Origin of the sequence: Pantoea sp. R13S299, assembly GCF_048515925.1 — a bacterium.
In the GTDB taxonomy this organism is placed as follows: domain Bacteria; phylum Pseudomonadota; class Gammaproteobacteria; order Enterobacterales; family Enterobacteriaceae; genus Pantoea.
The window spans coordinates 1,780,442-1,800,075 of the sequence record NZ_JBLYEF010000001.1 but is presented as its reverse complement, the minus strand read 5'-3'; the positions used below and the strand labels follow the sequence as shown (position 1 = coordinate 1,800,075).

Genomic DNA, 19,634 nt, shown 5'->3' with positions numbered 1-19,634 from the left:
TGACGGGCAGAATTTGAAGGAAATAAGGATATCTGTCAGGGCCGGGTAATTATGCCTGTTCTGACATTAATCGCAGCACAATCGTCATAAAGGCGTGAAAACACTTTGCTATGCTGAGAGAGAGACCGTTTTTTAAGGTAAATCAGGAGCAGATAATGAGTCAGAATCAAACCCGGCAGTTGGGTGACAGTGGTATTACGGTGCCGTTGCTGACGTTTGGCGGCAACGTGTTTGGCTGGACGGTGGATCAATCCACCTCGTTTTCTCTGCTGGATGCGCTGGTGGATCGAGGGCTGTGGTTTATTGATACTGCCGACGTCTATTCCCGCTGGGCACCGGGTAATAAAGGCGGTGAATCGGAAACGATTATTGGTGAGTGGCTGAAAAAAAGCGGTAAACGTGACCAGATCGTGCTGGCAACCAAAGTCGGTATGGAGCTGTCGCCGGAGAAAACCGGGCTGAAGCCGCAATATATCCGTCAGGCGGTCGAGGATTCACTGCGCCGCTTGCAGACCGACTATATCGACCTCTATCAGGCGCACCGCGATGATGAGGATACGCCACTGGCGGAAACGCTGAGCACCTTTGACAGTTTGATCCGTGAGGGCAAGGTGCGAGCCATTGGCGCCTCAAATTACAGCGCGGCGCGGCTGCAGGAGGCGTTGCAGGTGAGTGAGTCGCATGGGCTGGCGCGTTACGAAACCCTGCAACCGCAATATAACCTGTATGACCGCCAGCCTTATGAGTCCGAGCTGGAGCCGGTGATCAGGGAGCACGGCTTAGGGGTTATCAACTACTACTCGCTCGCCAGCGGCTTCCTCAGTGGCAAATACCGTGATGCAGCGGATGCCGGTAAAAGCGCGCGCGGTCAGGGCGTGGTGGAGAAATACCTTAACCCACGCGGCCTGCGGATTCTGGACGCGCTGGACGCCATCAGTGAAGCGCATCAGGTGACGCCGACGCAGGTAGCGCTGGCCTGGCTGATTGCCCGTCCTGGCATTACCGCACCAATCGTCAGTGCCACGTCGCTTAAACAGCTCGACGATCTGGCTGGCGCGATGCAGTTGACGCTGAACCCGACGCAGATTGACCTGCTGGATCAGGCAAGCCTTTAATATCAGGGGGCGCTGGCGCCCCTTTTGACTCTGCGCCTGTTAAAAAATGCGCATCCCGACCAAAGAATAACCATTCAGAGATCCCGATCACACTTGCTTTAATAAACGGATGTTACGGGTAATAGTGCGCACATTTTTATAAAAAACAGAGACACTCCAGCACTATCCTCTGCGCGTCACTTTCCGTCACTCACATAAGAATAAGCAAAATGAAAAACAGAAAAGCACACGCTTTTTCCGCTGCCCGTGTGGCAACCGGCACCCTGATCGTGGCCATGTTTTCCGCGCAAGCTCTGGCCGCTGACGCCCTGAGTCCGGACTCCGAATGGATGTTTGGTGACTGGGGCGGTTACCGAACGCAGTTACAGGATGACGGCATTAAGTTTGACGTCAACTACACCATGGAAAGCGCCGCAAATTTAGGCGGTGGCGCTAATACCAACACCACCATGCGCTACAGCGATCAGTGGGCGTTTGGCACCAATTTCGATTTGCAAAAGCTGCTGGACTGGCAGGATGCCGAGTTTCAGATGACCGTGACCGGTCGTAACGGACAGAACCTTTCTGATCAGGTCGCCGATCAGCGCACCGGGATGCTTTCGTCTGTGCAGGAAGTTTATGGACGCGGCCAGACCTGGCGTCTGACGCAGTTCTGGTTGCGCAAAGGGCTGTTCAACGATGTGGTCGATCTGAAAGCCGGACGCGTGACGGTCGGTGAAGATTTCGATAACTTCGACGGCAATCTGTTCCAGAACCTGGCGCTGGGTAGCGGGCAGGCAGGTAACTGGCGCGGCGACCGCTGGTTCAACTGGCCGGTGTCGCAGTGGGGCGGCCGGGTTAAGTTCAATATCACGCCAGACGTCTTCTTCCAGGTCGGTTTCTATAATCAGAACAGCGCTAACTACGATCGCGGTGATGGTTTCCGTCTGGATACCAGCAATTCAGAAGGCAATCTGGTGCCAGTCGAACTGGGCTGGAAACCCACCTTCGGGCCGGAGAAATTACCGGGTAATTACCGCATCGGTTATTACTACTCGTCGGTGGATGGTGATGTTTACGGCAGCTGGCGCAACGGCGGCTATCAGGATCAGGCGCACTCCTATGGCGGCTATCTGCTGTTACAGCAACAGCTGACTGCGCAGGATGGCGATGTGAATCGTGGTCTGGGCGTGCGGGTGCAGGCGGTGATGAACGATCACAAGACCTCGAAGACCGACAACTACCAGTCTATCGCCTTTACCTGGACAGGACCGTTTGATGCCCGTCCGCAGGATGAGATTGGCGTGGGCGCATCGCGTATTCATGTGAACAGTGACTACACCCGTTCACTGCGTCAGCAGAATCAGGCCAATGGCGAGAGCCGCTTTGACAGCCCGACTTATCTGCCGATTCAGGAAGGTTCAGAGTACAACTATGAGGTCTACTACAACGCCAAAGTGACGAACTGGATGTCACTGCGACCTAACCTGCAGTATGTGGTTGCACCGGGCGCGGTGAGCGAAGTGAAGGATGCGTTTATCGGCGGTATCAGCGCCAATATTGCATTCTGATTCTCAATAAAAAACGGCACCGTCAGGTGCCGTTTTTTATTATTGCAGTACCCGCTTAGCGGAACATCACTTCCGCCCAGCGGGCCAGTCCTGCGGTGACGGAGGCGAAATCATCGCCGCCGGCAATTGGCGTATCCGGCAACGTCTGCTGCAGTGCCGCACGCAGCAAGGGTGAACGCGCACTGCCGCCGGTCAGGTAAATCACATCAGGCTTGATCTGGCTGGTGGCCAGCGCGAGCTGCACCTGCTCCAGAATTTTCTCCAGCGGCTGACTGATGGCATCCTGCAACTGATCCACCCCAATCTCTGTCTCTAAAGCAGCAGCAATAAAGTCGAGCGAGGCGGTATGCGCCGGGCTGGCTGACAGCGCAATCTTGCTCTCTTCCGCGGCGCGCACCAGGCGATAACTCAGCTTCTGCTGCCACACTTTCAGCAGGCGAGCCACGACATCACCCTGCTCAGCATCGCGCACTAAATCCCGTAGCCACTTGCCACAGGCCGGGCTGTAGAAGTCGCTTTGTGCCGGAACATCATTTATGGCGATCGCGTTCCACCACGGCAGGGCAGGCAACGCAGTGCCTTTGAGGGTGTTACCGCCCAGCCCAAGTAACGGCATCAGGGTTTTAAACGTCAGCATGATATCAAGATCGTTACCGCCCACACGGCAACCGCTGTGTCCCAGCAGGCTCTCACGACGGTCCGCCTTATCACGCCATTTTGGCCCCATCAGCAGCATCGAGCAGTCGGTCGTCCCCCCGCCGATATCCACCACCAGAACCGTCGTCTCCTGCTTCAGCGTCGCTTCGAAATCGAGTCCGGCGGCGACCGGTTCAAACTGAAACTCCACGTCACGGAAACCGGCGCGATGGGCGGCGCGCAGCAGAATGCCTTCAGCCTGCTGGTTAGACTCATCACTGCCTAAACCCTGGAAGTTAACCGGACGGCCGATCACGGCCTGATCGATAGTGTGATCAAGCTGGCTTTCACCCTGCTTGCGGATGTGCAGCATCATGGCGCAGACCAGATCTTCAAACAGGGCGATCTGCTGTGGCTTCAGGCCAGTGGCACCGAGGAACGATTTGGGGGATTTAACGAACCAGACATCTTCGGGATCGACCATATAGTGCTGGAGCGCGGTGAGGCCAAACTGCACGCTGTTGGGCTGGACGTCGATATCTTCCTCGCGGTTGTAACGCAGCGCGCGCTGCAGCAGCGCGGTGGTTTCGCTGTCCGGTGTCGCCACCTGATGATGACGATAGAGCCATTCGCTGATCGACTCGCGGGTCGGCGCACAGATCATCGAGGGCAGCAGGCGCTGATCATTTTCCAGCGTTAACAGACGTGGCGTGCCATTTTCGCTGACTGCAATAGAACAGTTAGCCGTGCCGTAATCGAATCCTATGAACATTTTCGCCCCCATGCCGGAAAAAAGGGGGCGACTTTAGCGCAGCTTCAGCAGGGTAGCAAGCAGGCAGCGCGGGAATTAACGGATAGCGAAGATGCGATCTTCGGCCAGTGAGCGTAAAGGCTGCCGCTCGGCCACGGCACTGCCCCAGACGCCATCGACATCCAGGGTTGCCAGGCTGCTGAGCAGAGCCGGCACCGAAACCGGACCGGCCAGCACCGAGATATTGCGCTGGGATGCCTGGCCCTGAATGATGGTCAGCAGCATCTCATCCATCAGATTATTATGAACGTTGGCGACCAGCTCCGGTGCCAGCACCAGATAATCGACCACCTCGTCGCTCAGCAGATTAAAGGCCTCCAGATTACGGCCAAAATTCTGCAGGACGATGCGGCAGCCACACTGACGCAATTGCAGCAGCGCGGCATAGAACTGATCGCCTTTGCTCAGCACGCTGGCGGCAGGGAACGCGAAACCACAGTGGCTTTCGGAGAGACCGGCTGCGGCAAAGCGCTGACATAGTTGCTGCACAAAGGCGGCATCACTCAGCAGCTGGGCGTTAAGCGGCAGAATCACAGGAATGCCTTTGTGATTCAGCTTCTCCACGTCGTGGCGGAAAAAAGCCTCAAGAATATTGTTATCCAGCCGGCGTCGCAGCGTTTCATCGGGCAGGTTATTGCGCAGCAGAGTCTCATCCACCAGCAATCCATCAGCGGTTAACAGTTGCACATCGAGCAGCCAGATAAACGCTGACTGCGGCGTTTTTGGCGGCGCAACGGCCCAGGCGGGCAGTTCGATCTGCAGCGCATCAATCATCGCGGCATCCATATCCTGATGATTGCCCGGCAGCGGTAAGCGATGCTGTTCGTAAATCATCAACCTTCCGCGCCCGCTGCGTTTGGCGTTGTAACAGGCGATATCCGCCTGCGAAAGCACATCGCTGCTCTGACAGTTTTCTGGCGAAATCTGCGTTACTCCGGCGCTGGCACCCACATGATAGAGGCGACCCAGCCACTGGAAGCGGTAGTCGTTCACCGCGGCAACGATGCGCTGCACCACGTCATGCGCCTGATCGACATCGCAATCGGGCATCAGCAGCGCAAACTCATCGCCGCCCAGTCGGGCCAGGAAGTCGCTGCTGCGCAGATGATGCTGCATCAGATCGGAGAGTTCACGCAGTAACGCGTCGCCAGCGGCATGGCCGGCGCTGTCGTTGACCGCTTTAAACTTGTCGAGGTCGATAAACACCAGCACATGCTGATGCTGATGTTCAGCGGCATCAAACAGCAGACGCTTAAGCTGAAGCTCAAAGCTGGCGCGGTTAGGCAGACGGGTCAGAGTGTCATGCAGCGCGCTGTAGCTCAGGCGCTTCATCAGTTTGCGTGACTCACTCACATCCTGAATAACCATCACCGCACCCTGTTCCAGACCGGCTTCCGAACGCAGCGGGGTGATGCTGTAGTGGATATCGATATGGCCGCCATCCGGGGTATGCAGCACCAGATCTTCCGCCAGGCTAGGGGTGATTTTTTCCGGCGGCAGCTGGCATAACAGCAGATTCTCTACCTCGGGACCGTTACGTCCCTGAGTGATATGTAGCAACTCACTCAGCGGCTGACCGGCGGCCTGCTCCTGTGACAGACCACTCATCTTCTCCGCTACCGGATTCATAAAGGCCACACGCATCTCTTTATCGGTGGTGATCACCGCTTCGCCGATCGAATCCAGAGTGATTGCCATGCGCTCCTTCTCCTGAAATAGCGCTTCATTCAGATTGCGGAGTGGCGTGATGTCCTGGCAGATACCCAGCATGCGCTCAATACGACCCTCTTTGCTCAGCAGCCGGTTGGCCTGGGTACGCACCCAGCGCTGCCCCTCGGCATTGACCACGCGATACTCCATGTGAAACGCGCTGCGTAGCTCAATCGCCTGCTGCACTGTCAGTGCAGCGTATTCCCGATCGGCGGTATGCAGCAGATGGATCCAGAGGTCATAGCTCGGCGATTCATGAGGAGCGAGGCCAAACAGGGCATACATGCGCTTGTCCCATAACATCTCGCCGGTCAGCAGGTTCCACTCCCACACGCCGATGCCGCCCGCTTCGTTGGCTAGCGTAATACGTTCCATCAACCGGCGGTTCACCTGCTCGCTCTGCTTCAGTTCCGAGATATCGATAATCTGCGCAATAAAATAGAGCGGAACATAGCTGCTGTCGCGCACCAGCGAGACGGTCAGTCGCGTCCAGACGATTTCGCCATCTTTGCGGAAATAGCGCTTTTCCAGGGTGTAGGTATCAATTTCACCCTCCAGCAACCGGTTCACCTGATGCAGATCGAGAGTGAGATCGTCGGGATGAGTGATCTGCTGAAAGGTCAGCCGCTTCAGCTCATCGGCCGGATAACCGAGTATCTGGCAGAGAGAGTGATTGACCTGCAGCCAGCCGCCCTGCGGCGCGACCAGCGCCATGCCAATCGCAGAATACTCCATGGCGTGACGGAAACGGGTTTCGCTGTCGGTAATGTGAAGTTTTTCACGCCGGAATGCGTCCATCACCAGCGACATAATGTGACTGGGGATCAACACCAGCAGAAACGGCAGCCAGCTCGAAACCGGGCCCAGCGCGGCATTGTTGTTCATCACATTGACGAGGTCGAAGGCAAGCAGCATCGAGATAAAACTGGCGTTGAGGAAGAACAGCACAAAGGCCTGTAGCTTGGGCAGGCGGACCGCACACCAGAAAAGGATCACCACAATAAAGGTAAAGGGCCACGGCAAAAAGCGCAGCGCCAGATAACTGGCTCCCAGGGTGAGCAGCAGCGTCAGCATGGCTTCGGCCAGACGCAGATTACTGAACTGTACACGGCGCAGCGGCCAGGGCATCAGCAGTAACATCGGGCCTAACACCAGCATGCCGATGATCTCGGAGATCACCCAGGTATAGAAGAAGGGAAACGAGGCGTGGCCGCTGACCTCCAGGGTCCAGAGCGCCAGCAGACCGCCGAGCACCGGCGTCACGATGCCCACCGACAGCACCATCCTGGCCCAGTCGTTAAGCGAATTCAGTGGCGCACGTCGATCCAGCAGAGCACGCAGCAGCATGCCACCCACACCGGCCTGGATAAGATTGAGCAGGGCGAATTTAAGGTTGGAGATGGCAGGCCCGATAATGATGGCGTTCGCCCCGGCGGTGCCCAGCACGCAGGCGGTCAGCAGCAGCGGCAGCTGTCGTGACGGGCAGCGAAAAACCACCACGGTCATTAACGTGGTCGGGAACCAGAGCGGGGAGATTTTTCCGCTGACGACGATCAGTTCAAGACAGAACAGCGTCAGGACAAACACCAGGCAGCCAAGGAGCAGCGCCGAGAGCCAGCGGTTTGGCGTGCTATTGTGCGGGGACAGGATCTCAATCGTCATGCGGACTTCCGGCAGGGTGCAACGCTCCGCAATGGCGAATCAGGCACCAGTCATTCTCTGACTGCATGCTAGCACATTCGGCAAAGAAAAAAGGGGTGAAATCAATAATGCCCGTTATTCAGTGAATTGACGGGCAGGGTGAGATTGATTGCCAGCGTGTTGATTACTGGCGGAAAAGATCGGCGCGGGTATAGGGCTTCTCCATCCCGGCGAGGCTGGCAGAGAAACGCTCCAGGAACTGCTGCGTGGTGGCGACACGGCCGTGACTCATCAATACAAACGGCACTAACAGCGCAGCACCGACCTGCGGCCAGCTGAAGCCTTTGAGCGAGGTGCGGCGCTGGGAGATAAGAAACGCGGTGCTCAGCGTGAAGCCCAGCAGCAGACCGGTGGCGACCTCACTTTTTGAATGAGCGTGGATCACCAGGCGCGAGAAACCGACCATCAGCGGAATAAGGTAACCCACCCCAATTGCCGCAATGCGCCACTTCGCAGACCAGCGGCCGGAAATCAGCCATAACATAACCGGCCATAGCGTGGCGGACATGGCGCTATGGCCGCTGAAACCGGTGAAATTAAAGCGGGCACTGCCGATGCCAAAGCCCAGAAACAGAATTTTAGAGAGGCTGACGGTCAGGCCAGCCAGGCCAAAGGCCAGAATCCAGTAAAAGACCGTACGGCGATTGTCACTTTTCCACGGCAAAATCAGCGCAATAATCACCGCTGTCGGAATCAACAGCATGCTGTCGCCAAAATAGGTCAAAGTCTTCCAGTGCATACCACTCCTGATGCATCATTCGGTCGTCACAATAGCGACACGCGTTGTCTGAACAGCGCGCCGCGCAGGCCATTTTTTTTATAGTATGGTGTGCCGTTAGTTTATCGGTGAAATGGGTGGCGTCCAAAGGAGAAAGTCTGAAAAGAGTGCAGCGCCATTTTTCTGGCATCAAAAGGCCGAAATCCCTATACTTAGCGCGAACACACCCTCTCCATTTCGGCCCGTCCGCTGCCCGCGTAATGTGTGACCAGTGGCAGGCTCCAGTTATCAGGTCCTAAAATAGTATGACTGACAAGTCTCATCAGTGCGTGATTGTAGGCATTGCCGGCGCTTCCGCATCCGGTAAAAGTTTAATTGCCAGCACGCTCTATCGTGAAATCCGTGATCAGGTAGGTGACGAGCACATCGGGGTGATCCCGGAAGATGCTTATTACAAAGATCAAAGTCACCTCACCATGGAAGAGAGGGTTAAAACCAATTATGACCATCCGAGTGCGATGGATCATGATTTGCTGTTACAGCATCTGCAGGCGGTGAAAGCCGGGCAGGATATTGAGCTGCCGGTTTATAGCTATGTTGAACACACCCGCACCCAGCAAACGCAACACCTGAAGGCCAAAAAGGTCATCATCCTTGAAGGCATTCTGCTGTTAACCGATGCCCGTCTGCGCCAGGAACTCAACTTCTCTATCTTCGTGGACACGCCGCTCGACATCTGTCTGATGCGTCGTATGAAACGTGACGTCAATGAGCGTGGCCGCTCAATGGATTCGGTAATGAGTCAGTATCAGAAGACCGTGCGTCCGATGTTCCTGCAGTTTATCGAGCCATCAAAACAGTACGCCGATATCATTGTGCCGCGCGGCGGAAAAAACCGTATCGCCATCGATATCCTTAAGGCGAAAATCAACCAGTTTTTTGAATAACGCACGTCCGTCCGGACGTGATGCAGACCGGCGGCAGTCACGTTGTCGCCGGTTCGCTACACTTATGTCATGGAGTTCCCGCAATGAGATTATGCGATCGCGATATTGAAGCCTGGCTGGACAATGGCAAACTGGCCATCGAGCCACGCCCGCCGGTCGAGCGCATTAATGGGGCCACCGTTGATGTGCGCCTGGGTAATCAGTTCCGCACCTTCAGCGGCCACACCGCGGCCTTTATCGATCTGAGTGGCCCGAAACAGGAAGTGAGCGCGGCACTGGATCGGGTCATGAGCGATGAGATTGTGCTGCCTGATGGCGAAGCCTTTTTCCTCCATCCGGGTGAACTGGCGCTGGCGGTCACGCTGGAGTCTGTGACGCTGCCTGACGATCTGGTGGGCTGGCTGGATGGACGTTCATCGCTGGCACGCCTGGGACTGATGGTTCACGTGACGGCGCACCGCATTGATCCAGGCTGGCAGGGCCGAATCGTGCTGGAGTTCTACAATTCAGGTAAACTGCCGCTGGCGCTGCGTCCTGGTATGTTAATCGGTGCGCTGAGTTTTGAACCCCTTTCCGGCCCGGCTGCGCGTCCCTACAACCGGCGTGAAGATGCGAAATATCGCGGTCAGCAGGGTGCTGATGCCAGCCGTATTGATAAAGACTGATCTGAGGATGTAATGAAAAGAGTGATAACCACGCTGGCCATCCTTTTAGTGGTGGTCGTATCGGGAATGAGCGCGCTGGTGCTGCTGGTCAATCCCAACGACTTTCGTGCCTATATGGTGCAACAGGTCGAACAACGCAGTGGTTATCGCCTTGAGGTCAGCAGCGATCTGCGCTGGCACGTCTGGCCGCAGCTCAGCATTCTGGCTGGCCGGATGAGTCTCACTGCACCGGGTGCCAGTCAGCCGCTGGTTTCAGCGGAAAATATGCGGCTTGATGTCGATCTCTGGCCACTGTTGTCCCATCAGCTTAGCGTCAGCCAGGTGTTGCTGAAAAACGCGATAGTGCGGGTGACGCCCGACAGCAGCGCACAGCGCGCCAGAAATGCCCCTCAGGGTCCGCGTGATGCGGAGCCAGCCACGCCCTCTACCGGCTGGTCATTTGACATCGCAAAACTGCGCGTCGCCGACAGTCTGCTGATCTGGCAACAGCCAGGCGGCGACGAATATAATTTCCGCGACCTCAACATTAATATGGAACAGGACGCGAACAAGCTGGCGACACTTTCGCTGAGCACCACTCTGATGCGCAACCAGCGCAACGCCACACTGAATCTCAAAGGTCAGCTCGATGCCGCGCAATATCCGCATCGCCTCAGCGGCCAGTTGCAGCAGCTGGATTACACGTTATCCGGCGCCGATATTCCGTCTCAGGGGATTAAAGGCTCGCTGAGCCTGCAGGGCGAATGGAATGGCGACCGCCAGCAGTTCTCCTTCAGTAATCTGCAGCTCACCGCCAATGACAGCACGCTGACCGGACAGGGCAGTGGCCATGTTGCGCCGCCACAGCAGCTGGCGCTGGATCTGAAAGCCAGTAATCTGAACCTCGATAATTTACTCACCAGTGCGCCTGTTTCTGAAGCGCCTGGCGCGCAGCACGCCACCGTGGCCCGTTCGCCGGTGATTGCTGCGCCGCGCGAACGCACCAACGCCGACTCTCCGCTCAACGACATGGATCTGGCCCTGAAACTTCAGGCGGACAATGCGGTGTGGCGCGGACTTTCTCTGACCGGCCTTGCCGTTAACGCCAGCAACCAGCAGGGACTCATGACGCTGAATACCCTCAGCGGCAAGCTGGGCAATGGCAGCTTCTCCGTTCCCGGCAGCATTGATATTCGTCAGCCAGAGACGCGGGTCAGCCTGAAACCGCAACTCCGGTTAATTGCGATTCAGCCTTTGCTGAAAGCGTTTGAACTGCCGGAAAGTCTGCAGGGCAATCTGAGTCTCGACGGCGAACTGTCGGGTAATACGCTGACGGTTGAGGCGGCGAAGCGGAGCTGGCAGGGCAGGGCGACCCTCAGCGCCAGCAACCTGAAGCTGGCACAGCTCAATCTGCAGCAGATGGTGCAGCGTGCAGTGGCGCGGGTCAGTGACAAGGTCAGCAGCCAGGAAGCCGTCGATGAAGGCATTGAGTCGATCAGCGGCCAGGTCGCGCTGAATAAAGGCGTGCTCAGCTTCAGCGATATTAATGGCAACGGCCAGAATCTGGGCCTGCAGGGTGCGGGCAAAGTCGACATGGTGCAGCAGCAGCTGGATGTGACGCTGGGTCTGAAGATCGGCGGCTGGAAGGGTGATGATGCGCTGGTTAAGGCGCTCTCCGATCAGCCTGTCCCGCTGCGCATGTATGGCGACTGGGATAGCCTGCAATACTCCCTGCCGGTGGATGACGTTCTGCGTAACCGTCTGCAGAGTGAGGCGAAGTCACGGCTGAATCAGTGGATCGATCGCCAGAAAGAGGGCGAGAACAAAGAGAACCTGAAGAAAATTATGCGCCCGTAGCGGGCGCGTTCCTCAGGGGCTAATCGCTTAAACCTCGTAATCACCTTCGGGCTGCAGCAGGATTTCCACCTTCTGTACCCGATGGTTCTCGACCTGCAGGGTTCGCAGCAGATAATCACCCAGTTGCAACACTTCGCCTTCATGCGGGATGTGTTGCAGCTTATCCATCAGTAATCCAGCCAGCGTATGGTAGTCACGCTGTTCATCCAGCGGCAATTTCACATAGAGCGCCAGATCCTCCAGTGGCATATGGCCGTTGGCAATCCAGTGCCCTTCATCCTGAATCTGAATATCGTAACGGGCATCAATTTCACCCGCCTCATTCGGCAGATTGCCGGCGATGGTTTCCATTACATCACTTAGCGTCACCACGCCTTCCACTGAACCAAACTCATCCACCACAAAAGCAAAGTGAGTGTGAGCCTGACGGAACTGTTCCAGTGCCTGCAGCAGCGTCAGCCGCTCAGGAAAGACCAGCGGCTGACGAATCAGGGCACGTAAATCGAGCGAATTATGGTGCAGCGACTGGTGCAGCAGATCGATAACGTGCACCACGCCCAGCGGTTCGCTGGAGTTATCGGTTATCAGGATGCGTGTGTGCTGGTTGCGGTCGAGGCGTGACATGATCTCTGCCGGGTCATCACTGAGGTCGATATGCTCGACGTCGTGGCGCGAGGTCATGATGCTGTTAACGTGACGCTGCCCCATGCCCAGCACGCGGGCAATCATGACGCGCTCCTGGCGGTTAAACAGCATGCTGGCATCGCTGTCCGCAATCAGTGACGAGGTTTTCGCATCCAGCTCCGCCGGTTCTGCCGTGCCACGCAGCATCCGTAACACCGCTTCAGCCGTGCGCTGGCGCAGAGGTCGTCCCGCTGAAAGTACGCGACGACGATTAAAGTGCGCCAGCTGGTTCAGTGCCTCTATGACTACCGAGAAGCCGATGGCCGCGTAGAGATAGCCTTTGGGGATCACAAACCCAAAGCCTTCCGCCACCAGACTGAAACCAATCATCAGCAGGAAGCTTAAGCAGAGGATCACAATGGTGGGGTGTTTGTTTACAAAGCGGGTTAACGGCTTGCTGGCGAGCAGCATCAACAGAATAGCAATGGTGACCGCAATCATCATGACCGGTAAATCATTCACCATGCCGACAGCGGTAATCACCGCATCCAGCGAGAAGATGGCATCCAGAACCACAATTTGCGCCACCACCGGCCAGAATTTAGCGCCGCCTTTTTGTTGACCGGACTCCTCATCATGGCCTTCAAGGCGCGCATTCAACTCTGTGGTGGCTTTAAATAGCAGGAAAATCCCGCCTGACAGCAACAGTAAATCGCGCGCACTGAAGGGGTGTCCCCCCAGTGTTACCCACGGTTCTTTCAGCGTAACCAGCCAGGAAAGCGAGGCCAGCAGCAATAACCGGCACAATAACGCCAGCAGCAGTCCGATCACGCGCGCGCGGTCGCGAAGTGGCCCTGGAAGCTTCTCAACCAGAATGGCAATAAAGATGAGATTGTCGATGCCTAAAACCAGTTCCAGAACGATTAGCGTTACTAATCCGGCCCACAGCGAGGGATCTGCAATTACCTCCAGCATGTCTTGTTCACCTGAATATCCTGAATTGAGTTTTCTCTGATGATAGTGGAGTGCGAAGCCACGTACAAATGGCAGGGCAGGGGAGCTGTGAATCGAACAGGGCGATATATCGTGCAAAATGTGAACATAACAGTGTGACGCTTTGATTAACTTCAGAGGGTGCAGGGGAGACTATTCTGAGTCATTTTCTACCCTGATTGAGATATTCACCTGTGGGGCTTATGCGATTTATCTCATCGGGAGTATGGCATTAATCCTAATTTTGAAGAAAGCATTGCACTGCCTGTCAGGCATCAATACTAATTGCTGGTAGTCTTTTTCCTAAAATAGTCCAGGGATAGCGGGACCTGCTTGTAAACAAGCCAGTAATAACTAGTATAGCAACAAGTTAGCAAACTCTGCCCCAGAGTCGTAATTCGCGTACCTATTCGACATTAATCGCAATGTGACGAATGCGTAATTCGTCGATGAACGTCTGTATGATGCAATGCGGTAACATCATTGCATTTTGGGGAGCAATATGAATGATGACAGCGATATTGGCAGCGACAGCCAAGGGCGGTAGCGTGTCCGAATCGCGTTTTTGTTGATAAAGTGAGCAGTGCTGGCGGTGATTAAGTCAGAGTAATCTGTTGGTATTTATAACGATATTACTGGTTTCATGGTTAAGATCATTGGCGTAAACGCCGCAGGAGCTCCCCTTAGAAACGGCTCATTCTGGAGAGGTTTCGTCGCTTAATGATTTAACAGGCGATAGCCGTTGCGGGTTTAAGGAAATAAAATAAAAGAGTTAAATATGCGCGATACAGAATTTACGTTTAAAAGTCTTATTACCAAATTAATGCTGGCATGTTCAGACTTAATTTGTTTCAACGCAGCATTATTTCTGGCAATGATGCTAATTAATCTTCACTCAGGTTCGCCACTGGCAGATATTTCTGAAAAAGAAATGAATCTGCAAATTGCCACGCACATCTGTCTGTCGATAATTTGTATTGGCTGGTTCTGGGTAAGGCTTCGTCACTATACTTACCGCAAACCTTTCTGGTTCGAATTAAAAGAAGTTTTTCGTACCATTCTTATATTTTCTGTCATCGACCTGTCGATTACCGCACTGTCACAGTGGCAGATGTCGCGTTTCGTCTGGTTACTGACCTGGGTACTGGCGCTGATTTTAATTCCGACCTGTCGCGCGCTCTCTAAACGTCTGCTGAATAAAAAAGGGCTGTGGAAGAAACAGACCATTATTATCGGCAGCAGCAAAAATGCGCACGAAGCCTGGCAGGCGCTGCAAAGCGAAGAGGTGATGGGCTTTGACGTTATCGCCTTCTACGACGTTGATGGAAGCTGTCCGCAGGAAATCATGAACGGTGTACCGGTGCTGCGCGACGAGCAGGAGCTCTGGAGCCTGACCAACAGCGAAACCCAGTTTATCGTGGCCGTGGAGTATGAGCAGAGTCAGTACCGTGATGTCTGGCTTAAATCGCTGGCTATGCACAACTGCCGTTCAGTTTCAGTCATCCCGACCCTGCGTGGTGTACCGCTTTACGGTACCGATATGGCTTATATCTTCAGCCACGAAGTGATGATTCTGCGTGTTCAGAACAACCTGGCGAAACGCACTTCGCGTTTCCTGAAGCGGGCATTCGATATCGTGGGTGCGCTCTCGATTATCCTGATGCTGATGCCAGCGCTGCTGGTGCTGGGCTTCCTGGTTGGCCGTGATGGTGGACCGCCGATTTATGGTCACGAGCGTGTCGGCATGAATGGCCGTAAATTCAAATGCCTGAAATTCCGCTCCATGGTCATTAATTCCAAAGAAGTGCTGGAAGAAGTATTGCGCACCGATCCGATTGCCCGTGCGGAATGGGATAAAGATTTCAAACTCAAAAATGATCCACGTATTACTAAAGTGGGCCACTTCATCCGTAAAACAAGCCTCGATGAGCTGCCTCAGCTCTGGAACGTGGTGCGCGGTGATATGAGTCTGGTTGGACCTCGTCCGGTCATTGAAGATGAACTCTGTCGTTATGCTGGTGATGTTGATTATTACCTGATGGCTAAGCCAGGCATGACGGGATTGTGGCAGGTCAGCGGTCGTAATGACGTTGACTATGAAACCCGCGTCTATTTCGACTCGTGGTACGTGAAAAACTGGTCACTGTGGAATGACATCGCCATTCTGTTTAAAACAGTAGGCGTAGTGTTAAAACGCGACGGTGCCTATTAATCGTGAGTCGAAATGAGCGTGCTAACGCGCGCTCAGAGGTGTTTTGCCGTTGTCAGGCGTGTCGTTGATAGTGGCCATCATCAGGGATATCGCAGTGCATCCATAGTCCGCTATGATGCCAGGCGTTCCAGGTAGACCCTGATAGATGGCCACGATTTATAACAAGTGGAGCAAGGATAATGAACGACAGGTTCAGAGCTTAAGGCTGATGTCAGCCAGGATTTACTTTTTGTTGGACGCTTACACAGCGGCGGTTTCGCCTCTATCAATAAATAACTGATAGCGAAGATCTTAATGATTACAATCAAAATGAAATTGATACCCTTGCTGGTATCCGCCACATTCCTTAGCGGATGTACGATCGAACCAGGTTCTCACCTTTCTACATCAGGAAAAGATGTTGTTGAACAGCAGGATAGCAACTTTGACATCGATAAATATGTCAACGTCTTCCCGCTGACCCCGTCACTGGTTGAACGGATGCGTCCTAAGCCACTGGTGGCTCAGACCAACCCTTCTCTGCAGAACGAAATTCAGAACTACGAATACCGTATCGGTGTGGGCGACGTCCTGACCGTAACGGTCTGGGATCACCCGGAACTGACGACCCCAGCGGGTCAGTACCGTAGCGCAAGCGACACCGGTAACTGGGTGCATTCTGATGGCACCATCTTCTATCCCTACATCGGTCGTGTCCGTGTAGCAGGCCGTACCGTCGGCGAAGTGCGTGACGAAGTGTCGCGTCGTCTGGCTCAGTACATTGAAAGCCCTCAGGTTGATGTCAGCATTGCCTCGTTCAAATCGCAGAAAACCTATGTGACAGGTTCTGTCACGAATTCAGGTCAGCAGGCGATTACTAACGTACCGTTGACGGTGCTGGATGCGATCAACGCCGCTGGCGGCCTGGCCGCTGATGCTGACTGGCGTAACGTCGTGCTGACGCACAACGGTCGTGAGCAGCGCGTCTCTCTGCAGGCACTGATGCAGAATGGCGACCTGAGCCAGAACCACCTCCTCTATCCGGGCGACATTCTGTACGTTCCGCGTAACGACGATCTGAAAATCTTCGTGATGGGTGAAGTGAAGCAGCAGACCACGCTGAAGATGGACCGTAGCGGCATGACGCTGGCGGAAGCACTGGGCAATGCGGCAGGCATGGATCAAACCACCTCTGACGCGACGGGTGTCTTCGTTATCCGTCCACTGCACGGCACCGATCGCAGCAAGATTGCCAACATCTATCAGTTGAACACCAAAGATGCGGCATCCATGGTGATGGGAACCGATTTCCAGCTCCAGCCTTATGACATCGTGTATGTCACCTCTACGCCGCTGACGCGCTGGAACCGTGTGATTTCAGGATTGATACCAACCATCGCAGGTATCAACGATGCAACACAGGCCGCGTCACGTATCCGTACCTGGGGTAATTAAGGTCCGACCATGATTAAGTCAGTGTTAGTCGTTTGCGTAGGTAACATCTGTCGCTCTCCTACCGGAGAGCGCCTGTTTAAACGTGCGCTGCCCGAGTTAGACGTTCGCTCTGCAGGCCTGGGGGCACTGGTCGGCCACGCGGCCGATAAGACGGCGTCTGAAGTTGCAGCTGCACAGGGCCTGTCGCTGGAAGGACATCAGGCACAACAGCTGACGGCAGAGATGTGCCGCAATGTTGACCTGATTCTGGTCATGGAAAAGCGACAGATTGAACAGGTGAACCGCATCGATCCGGCCGCGCGTGGTAAAACCATGCTGCTGGGACACTGGCTCAATCAGAAAGAAATTGCGGATCCGTACAGAAAAAGCCGCGAGGCCTTTGAAGAGATTTACGGATTACTGGAAAACGCTACCCAGAAGTGGGTCAACGTATTAAGCCGATAGTTGGGATTATCCATGAATATAAAAAATAAGGTCAGAACCGCGCCGGGAGAGGAGTCGAATGGATGGGATCTGGCGCATCTTGTGGGACAGCTAATTGATCATCGCTGGATCATTGTTGCCGTTACCGCATTTTTCATGCTGGCGGGAACACTCTACACACTGTTTGCAACACCGATTTATAGCGCAGATGCGTTAGTTCAGGTTGAGCAGAAGAATGCCAGTACCGTTCTGAACGAAATTGACAGCATTCTGCCTCCGACGCCAGCCTCTGATACAGAAATCGAGATTCTGGAATCCCGTATGGTCATCGGTAAAACCGTTGACGATCTGGATCTGGATACCGTGGTTGAGCAGAACTATTTCCCGGTTATCGGCAAAGGTCTGTCGCGCCTGATGGGCACCAAACCTGCCAACATCGCGATTTCGCGCCTGGAAATCCCACGCACTGTCGAAAAACGTAACGTTGAACTGGAAGTGACCGGTCCGGATAGCTACACCGTCTCAAAAGATGGCGATGAGCTGTTCAAAGGTAAAGTCGGCCAGCTGGAGTCGCACGGCGACATCAGCATGCTGGTGAGCGAGATTCACGCTGATGAAGGCACCAGCTTCACCGTGACCAAGCTGAATGACCTGCAGGCGATCCGTTCCGTACTGGCTAACCTGACCGTTGCAGACAAAGGTAAAGATACCGGCGTTCTGGGTCTGGAATATCTGGGTGAAGATCCCGAGCAGATCAGCAAAGTCCTGAACCAGATTGTGAACAACTATCTGTTACAGAACGTTGAGCGCAAGTCAGAGCAGGCCGAGAAAAGCCTGGAGTTCTTACGCACTCAGCTGCCTGCCGTTCGCGCCAAGCTGGATGAAGCGGAAAACAAGCTGAACACGTTCCGTCGTCAGAACGAATCAGTTGACCTGTCACTGGAAGCGAAATCCGCCCTGGACTCTTCTGTCAGCGTGCAGAGCCAGTTGAACGAACTGACCTTCCGTGAAGCTGAAGTTTCGCAGCTGTTTACCAAAGATCACCCGACGTACCGCGCGCTGCTTGAAAAACGCAAAACGCTGGAAGGCGAGCAGGCTCAGCTGAACAAGAAAATTTCTGGTATGCCACAGACTCAGCAGGAAATCCTGCGTCTGACCCGTGACGTTCAGTCAGGTCAGGAGATCTACATGCAGCTGCTGAACCGTCAGCAGGAGCTGAGCATCAGCAAAGCCAGCACCGTGGGTGATGTCCGCATCATCGATAACGCGCAGACCGCTAACTCGCCGGTTGCTCCGAAGAAGCTGCTGATTATCGCTGCGAGCCTGATTTTAGGTCTGTTCGTGTCAGTGGGTCTGGTTCTGCTGAAAGCCATGCTGCATCACGGCATCGAGAACCCGGATCAGCTGGAAGAGCTGGGCATGAATGTCTATGCCAGCGTTCCACTGTCTGACTGGCAGCGTAAGAAGGATACCGAAGCTCTGGCGCGTCGTGGCAGCAAGGTGAAAACCGATCCGCACGAAACGCTGCTGGCACTGGGTAACCCGACTGACCTCTCCATCGAAGCGATTCGTAGCCTGCGTACCAGCCTGCACTTCGCCATGATGGAAGCGAAAAACAACATCCTGATGATCACCGGTGCCAGCCCGGGTATTGGTAAAACCTTTATCTGTGCCAACCTGGCGACCCTGGTCGCGAAAGCGGGTCAGCGTGTTCTGTTTATCGATGGTGACATGCGTCGTGGTTACACCCACGAACTGCTGGGCGCGGATAACAAATCAGGCCTGTCAAACGTGCTGTCCGGTAAAACTGAGTTCAGCCCGGCGCTGATTCAGCAGGGCGTGTATGGTTTCGACTTCCTGCCACGTGGTCAGGTTCCACCGAACCCGTCTGAGCTGCTGATGCATCGTCGCATGGGTGAGCTGCTGGAATGGGCGAGCAAGAACTACGACCTGGTGTTAATCGATACGCCGCCAATCCTGGCCGTCACCGATGCATCAATCATCGGTAAGCTGGCCGGCACCTCACTGATGGTGGCGCGTTTCGAAGCTAACACCACCAAAGAAGTGGACGTCAGCTTCAAACGCTTTGCCCAGAACGGTATTGAGATTAAAGGTGTGATCCTCAACGCCGTGGTGCGTAAAGCCGCGAATGCGTATGGCCATGGTTATGACTACTACGCCTATGACTACAGCAAGCCCAACAAAAGCTGATCATTGAGTAATAACCAGGGGGCGGTCTGACCGCCCCTTTTTATCGTC

General features: G+C 54.8%; 13 protein-coding genes. 9 read left to right on the top strand and 4 right to left on the bottom strand.

Going from position 1 to position 19,634, the window contains the following annotated elements; genetic code table 11:
- Window positions 1-155: 155 nt before the first annotated feature.
- Complete coding sequence (locus ACN1CO_RS08710) at window positions 156-1,115, top strand: aldo/keto reductase (protein WP_419138630.1); 960 nt, start codon at window positions 156-158, stop codon at window positions 1,113-1,115.
- 209 nt (window positions 1,116-1,324) lie between these two features.
- Window positions 1,325-2,665: a carbohydrate porin gene (locus tag ACN1CO_RS08705; RefSeq protein ID WP_419138629.1), complete on the top strand. Its 1,341-nt coding sequence runs from the start codon at window positions 1,325-1,327 to the stop codon at window positions 2,663-2,665.
- Between the two features lie 55 nt (window positions 2,666-2,720).
- Here the strand turns inward: ACN1CO_RS08705 and yegD are convergent, their stop codons facing one another.
- The 3 genes from yegD to ACN1CO_RS08690 form a co-directional block, all read right to left on the bottom strand.
- A complete protein-coding gene (yegD, locus tag ACN1CO_RS08700) occupies window positions 2,721-4,073 on the bottom strand; it encodes a molecular chaperone (RefSeq protein WP_419138628.1) in 1,353 nt (450 codons plus the stop codon).
- A gap of 75 nt (window positions 4,074-4,148) precedes the next feature.
- A complete protein-coding gene (locus tag ACN1CO_RS08695; RefSeq protein WP_419138627.1) occupies window positions 4,149-7,484 on the bottom strand; it encodes a diguanylate cyclase in 3,336 nt (1,111 codons plus the stop codon).
- A 163-nt stretch (window positions 7,485-7,647) separates the two neighbouring features.
- A complete protein-coding gene (locus ACN1CO_RS08690) occupies window positions 7,648-8,262 on the bottom strand; it encodes a phosphatase PAP2 family protein (RefSeq protein WP_419138626.1) in 615 nt (204 codons plus the stop codon).
- Window positions 8,263-8,546: 284 nt separating this feature from the next.
- On the opposite strand from ACN1CO_RS08690, the gene udk reads away from it, so the two are divergent.
- From udk to asmA, 3 genes are all read left to right on the top strand, one after another.
- The gene (gene udk / locus ACN1CO_RS08685) at window positions 8,547-9,188 is read left to right on the top strand and encodes a uridine kinase (protein ID WP_004571279.1); all 642 of its coding nucleotides are present in this window, start codon (window positions 8,547-8,549) and stop codon (window positions 9,186-9,188) included.
- Between the two features lie 83 nt (window positions 9,189-9,271).
- Window positions 9,272-9,853, top strand: coding sequence for a dCTP deaminase (dcd, locus tag ACN1CO_RS08680; RefSeq protein ID WP_004571280.1), 582 nt, complete (start codon window positions 9,272-9,274; stop codon window positions 9,851-9,853).
- A 12-nt stretch (window positions 9,854-9,865) separates the two neighbouring features.
- A complete protein-coding gene (gene asmA, locus ACN1CO_RS08675) occupies window positions 9,866-11,689 on the top strand; it encodes an outer membrane assembly protein AsmA (protein WP_419138625.1) in 1,824 nt (607 codons plus the stop codon).
- 27 nt (window positions 11,690-11,716) lie between these two features.
- Here the strand turns inward: asmA and ACN1CO_RS08670 are convergent, their stop codons facing one another.
- Window positions 11,717-13,288, bottom strand: coding sequence for a TerC family protein (locus tag ACN1CO_RS08670; RefSeq protein WP_419138624.1), 1,572 nt, complete (start codon window positions 13,286-13,288; stop codon window positions 11,717-11,719).
- A 796-nt stretch (window positions 13,289-14,084) separates the two neighbouring features.
- On the opposite strand from ACN1CO_RS08670, the gene wbaP reads away from it, so the two are divergent.
- The 4 genes from wbaP (at window position 14,085) to wzc (ending at window position 19,586) form a co-directional block, all read left to right on the top strand.
- A complete protein-coding gene (wbaP, locus tag ACN1CO_RS08665) occupies window positions 14,085-15,518 on the top strand; it encodes an undecaprenyl-phosphate galactose phosphotransferase WbaP (RefSeq protein WP_419138623.1) in 1,434 nt (477 codons plus the stop codon).
- A 294-nt stretch (window positions 15,519-15,812) separates the two neighbouring features.
- Entirely contained in the window at window positions 15,813-16,952 is a 1,140-nt protein-coding gene (locus ACN1CO_RS08660) for a polysaccharide export protein (RefSeq protein WP_283547568.1), read from the top strand.
- 9 nt (window positions 16,953-16,961) lie between these two features.
- Window positions 16,962-17,396 carry a protein tyrosine phosphatase gene (locus ACN1CO_RS08655; protein WP_419138622.1) on the top strand — a complete coding sequence of 145 codons (435 nt, stop codon included), beginning with the start codon at window positions 16,962-16,964 and terminating at the stop codon, window positions 17,394-17,396.
- Between the two features lie 12 nt (window positions 17,397-17,408).
- A complete protein-coding gene (gene wzc, locus ACN1CO_RS08650; protein ID WP_419138621.1) occupies window positions 17,409-19,586 on the top strand; it encodes a tyrosine-protein kinase Wzc in 2,178 nt (725 codons plus the stop codon).
- The last annotated feature ends 48 nt before the right edge of the window (window positions 19,587-19,634 follow it).